This window comes from Xanthomonas sp. SHU 166, assembly GCF_000364685.1.
GTDB lineage: Bacteria > Pseudomonadota > Gammaproteobacteria > Xanthomonadales > Xanthomonadaceae > Xanthomonas_A > Xanthomonas_A sontii.
Genome location: NZ_AQOJ01000763.1, coordinates 1 through 4,125, shown reverse-complemented (window position 1 = coordinate 4,125; position 4,125 = coordinate 1). Strand labels below are relative to the sequence as shown.

The window sequence follows — 4,125 nt, the reverse complement described above, 5'->3', positions numbered from 1 at the left end:
ATGAGGGTACGGGCGGAGCCTGGTGCAACCAAACTCCGCGAGTCGCTTTCGCGCCGCACCCCCAAACTTCTTGAGTCGCTTTCGCGCCGTACCCTCACCCCAACCCCTCTCCCGATGGGAGAGGGGCTTGATGGCAGCGCGAGCACGTCAGACCCGCGAGTAGCGCCAGGACTGTATGCATCCGTCGCGGTATGGCATGACCCCGTGGAACGGGCGCGGGTCGCCATCGAACACCAGCGGCAGGAAATGGCGATCGCCCTCCCACAGCGGCAGCGTGTCCATCTGCGCGATCGGCACCCAGGCCAGCGTGCCCTCGGCGTTCTCGGCGAACGGCTCGCCGGCGTAAGCCTCGATCAGGAACACGAAGCCCAGCCAGTCCTCACCGTGCTTGCCGAACCCCGGCCAACTGATGGTGCCGCGCAACTGCAGCGCCTCGCAGGTGATGCCGGCCTCTTCCAGGATCTCGCGGCGCATGCCGGCCAGGACGTCCTCGTCCGCCTCCACCTTGCCGCCCAGGCCGTTGTACTTGCCCAGGTGATGGTCGCCGGGCCGGGCATTGCGATGGACCAGCAGCACCTGGCTGCGATCGGGCGAGAGCACGTAGCCCAAGGTGGCGACGATGGGGGTGTAAGGCATGCGACGAAGGCAGAGGACGACGGGCGCGCAGTATGCCGTAACCGTGCCACCGCCTGGTCCAGCCTGTGGCTAGACGGCGGGCGTCGCCGCGTCCTGCGCCGCGCGCGGCAACGGCGGCGCCGATCGCAGCGTGGCCACGCCGTGGCCGCGCTCGGCCAGATATTCCAACCATTTGCCGAGGAAGGTGTTCATGCGCATGCGATGGCTGATCAGTTCCGCCGGCGGCGGGTACAGCCCCATCACGTCCTGCCAGCGGCGGCCGACATAGCAATGCGTGGTCTCGGCCTGGCGCGCGTCAAGGTACAGGCGCACGTAGGCCGACGGGTCCGGCTCGCCGGTCAGCGGGTCGCACAGATCGTAGGTCAGGCGCAGTTCGACGGTGTAGCGGTGACGCTCGATCACGTCCAGGCGCAGGTCCAGGCCGTCGCCGATGCTGGACACGTAGCTGCCGGCGGCCAGGTCGGCCGGCACGAACAGGCGGTTCAGGTGCAGATAGTTCTCGGCGTACAACCCCATCAGCCAGCCGAAACGGCTGAGCCGGGGGATGCGTTCGCTGCGGGTCATGGCGTGCTGCATGGACCGATCCTACACGCTTGATCGCGCCGGCGGCAGCATTGACGGATCGGCGCCAGCGGCCTACCGTGGAAATCCCTGCGAGGACGTGCGGAAATGCCGTCGCCGCCGGTAACGGCCCCGCCCGACCGGCGCGCGCTGGCCAGTCACACCCTCTCTCAGAACATCTCGCGCTGCAGTCCCAGCGTCGCCAGCACCTTGCTGGAAATCTCCTCGATCGAGGTATGCGTTGTGCTCAGGGTCGGAATCCGCTCCATGCGGAACATGGTTTCGGCCGCCGCCACTTCGCGCCGGCATGTCTCGGCGTTGGAGTAACGCGAATTCGGCCGCCGCTCCTGGCGGATCTGCTGCAGCCGCTCCGGATCGATGGTCAGCCCGAACAGCTTGTTGCGATAGGCGCGCAGGCGCGGTGGCAGCCGATCGCTCTCCAGGTCCTCGTCGGTCAACGGATAGTTCGCCGCGCGCACGCCGTAATGCAGCGCCAGGTAGATGCAGGTCGGGGTCTTGCCCGCGCGCGACACCGCCACCAGGATCACGTCGGCTTCGTCGTAGGTGAGCGCGATGCCGTCGTCGTGCGCGAGCGCGAAGTTCATCGCGTTGATGCGGCGGTGGTAGGTCTCGAAGTCGACCAGACCGTGCGCCTGTCCCACCCGCGAGTGCCGCGGCGCGTTCAATTCGCGCTCCAGCGGCTCGATGAAGGGCGCGAATACGTCGAGCATCAGCGCCCCGCTCTCGGCCAGCAGCATGCTCAGTTGCGGATCGACGCAGGAGTTGACCACGATCGGCCGAACCTGATAGCGCTCCCCTGCGGCATGGATCCGCTGCGCGGCGTCGCGGGCTTTTTCCGGATCGTCGACGAACGACATGCGGTCGGTGACGAAGCTGAAACCGCTGAACTGGGTGAGCAGGCTATGCCCAATGGTTTCAGCGGTGATACCGGTTCCATCGGACACGTAGAACACCGGTCTGATCGTCGACATTGCCTGCATTCTCCTGGCTGAAACCCAACGGATGCGCCCGCTTCGCTTGTGCCGGCTCGGGTGCGCACTGCATCATATCGGCTTCTTCCCTCACGGACGCGGCCATTCAGCCCGCCTCGGGCGATGGCCTAACGGAGCATCGCGCTTGAACGAGAACATCCTGTGGTTGCATGAGCTGCGCCTGGCCGACCTGGCTCGCGTCGGTGGCAAGAATTCCTCCCTTGGCGAAATGATCGGCAATCTGGCGGGGCTCGGCGTGTCCGTGCCCGGCGGCTTCGCCACCACCGCCGAAGCGTTCAAGGCCTTCGTCGCTCACAACGATCTGTACCAGCGCATCTTCGACAAGCTGGCCACGCTGGACGTGGAAGACGTGGGCGCGCTGACCGCCGCCGGCAAGGAAATCCGCGGCTGGGTGATCGACGCACCGCTGCAGCCGGAGCTGGACCAGGCGATCCGCGACGCCTACGCGCAACTGTGCAACGAGAACGGTGGCGGCGACATCGCGGTCGCGGTGCGCTCCTCGGCGACCGCCGAAGACCTGCCCGACGCCAGCTTCGCAGGCCAGCAGGAGACCTTCCTCAACGTGACCGGCGCCGACGACGTGGTGCACAAGGTCAAGGAAGTCTTCGCCAGCCTCTACAACGATCGCGCCATCGCCTACCGCGTGCACCACGGCTTCAAGCACGAGGACGTGTTCCTCTCGGCCGGCGTGCAACTGATGGTGCGCTCCGGCGTCGGCGCCTCCGGCGTGCTGTTCACCCTGGACACCGAGTCCGGCTTCCGGGACGTGGTGTTCGTTACCTCGAGCTTCGGCCTCGGCGAAATGGTCGTGCAGGGCGCGGTCAATCCCGACGAGTTCTACGTCTACAAGCCCACCCTCAAGGCCGGCAAGCCGGCGATCCTGCGCCGCTCGCTGGGCAGCAAGCTGATCCGCATGGTGTATTCGGACGTGCCAGGCGAGCGCGTGCGCATCGAGGACACTCCGGCCGAACTGCGCAACACCTTCTCGATCAACGACGAGGACGTGCAGGAACTGGCCAAGCAGGCGCTGGTGATCGAGCAGCACTACCAGCGGCCGATGGACATCGAGTGGGCGAAGGACGGCGTCAGCGGCAAGCTGTTCATCGTGCAGGCGCGTCCGGAGACGGTGAAGTCGCGCGGCCACGCCACTCAGATCGAACGCTTCGCGTTGCAGCAGCGCGGCGAGGTGATCGCCGAAGGCCGTGCGATCGGCCAGAAGATCGGCGCCGGCGTCGCCCGCGTGGTGCGCAGCCTGGAAGACATGAACCGGGTACAGCCCGGCGACGTGCTGGTCGCGGACATGACCGATCCCGATTGGGAGCCGGTGATGAAGCGCGCCTCGGCGATCGTCACCAACCGCGGCGGCCGCACCTGCCACGCGGCGATCATCGCCCGCGAGCTGGGCGTGCCGGCCGTGGTCGGCACCGGCAACGCGATGGAACTGGTCGAGGACGGCAAGGAAGTGACGGTGAGCTGCGCCGAAGGCGACACCGGCTACATCTATGGCGAGCGCCTGCCGTTCGAGCGCACCACCACGGATCTGGGCAACATGCCGCCGGCGCCGCTGAAGATCATGATGAACGTGGCCAACCCGGAGCGCGCATTCGACTTCGGCCAGTTGCCCAACGCCGGCATCGGCCTGGCGCGCCTGGAGATGATCATCGCCGCGCACATCGGCATCCATCCCAACGCGCTGCTGGAATACGCCAAGCAGGACGCGGCGACCAAGAAGAAGATCGACGAGAAGATCGCCGGCTACGCCGACCCGGTGAGCTTCTACGTCAATCGCCTGGCCGAAGGCATCGCCACGCTGACCGCGTCGGTGGCGCCGCACCCGGTGATCGTGCGCCTGTCGGACTTCAAGTCCAACGAGTACGCCAACCTGATCGGCGGCAGCAACTACGAACCGCACGAA

At 66.8% G+C, this 4,125-nt stretch carries 4 protein-coding genes; 1 reads left to right on the top strand and 3 read right to left on the bottom strand.

The genetic code is table 11. The features are described from left to right. Positions 1-147: 147 nt before the first annotated feature. The 3 genes from D180_RS17785 to D180_RS17775 all read right to left on the bottom strand — a co-directional run bounded on the left by D180_RS17785 (position 148) and on the right by D180_RS17775 (position 2,189). On the bottom strand, positions 148-636 hold the full coding sequence (locus tag D180_RS17785; RefSeq protein ID WP_017913858.1) for an 8-oxo-dGTP diphosphatase: 489 nt from the start codon (positions 634-636) through the stop codon (positions 148-150). Positions 637-705: 69 nt separating this feature from the next. Then, complete coding sequence (locus tag D180_RS17780) at positions 706-1,212, bottom strand: DUF1249 domain-containing protein (RefSeq protein WP_017909496.1); 507 nt, start codon at positions 1,210-1,212, stop codon at positions 706-708. Positions 1,213-1,367: 155 nt separating this feature from the next. Next, positions 1,368-2,189, bottom strand: a complete 822-nt coding sequence (locus tag D180_RS17775; protein WP_010342958.1) for a pyruvate, water dikinase regulatory protein — start codon at positions 2,187-2,189, stop codon at positions 1,368-1,370. Between the two features lie 145 nt (positions 2,190-2,334). Here D180_RS17775 and ppsA point away from each other — a divergent pair. Next, the coding region (ppsA, locus tag D180_RS17770) for a phosphoenolpyruvate synthase (protein WP_017913857.1) at positions 2,335-4,125 on the top strand (1,791 nt) is incomplete at its 3' end.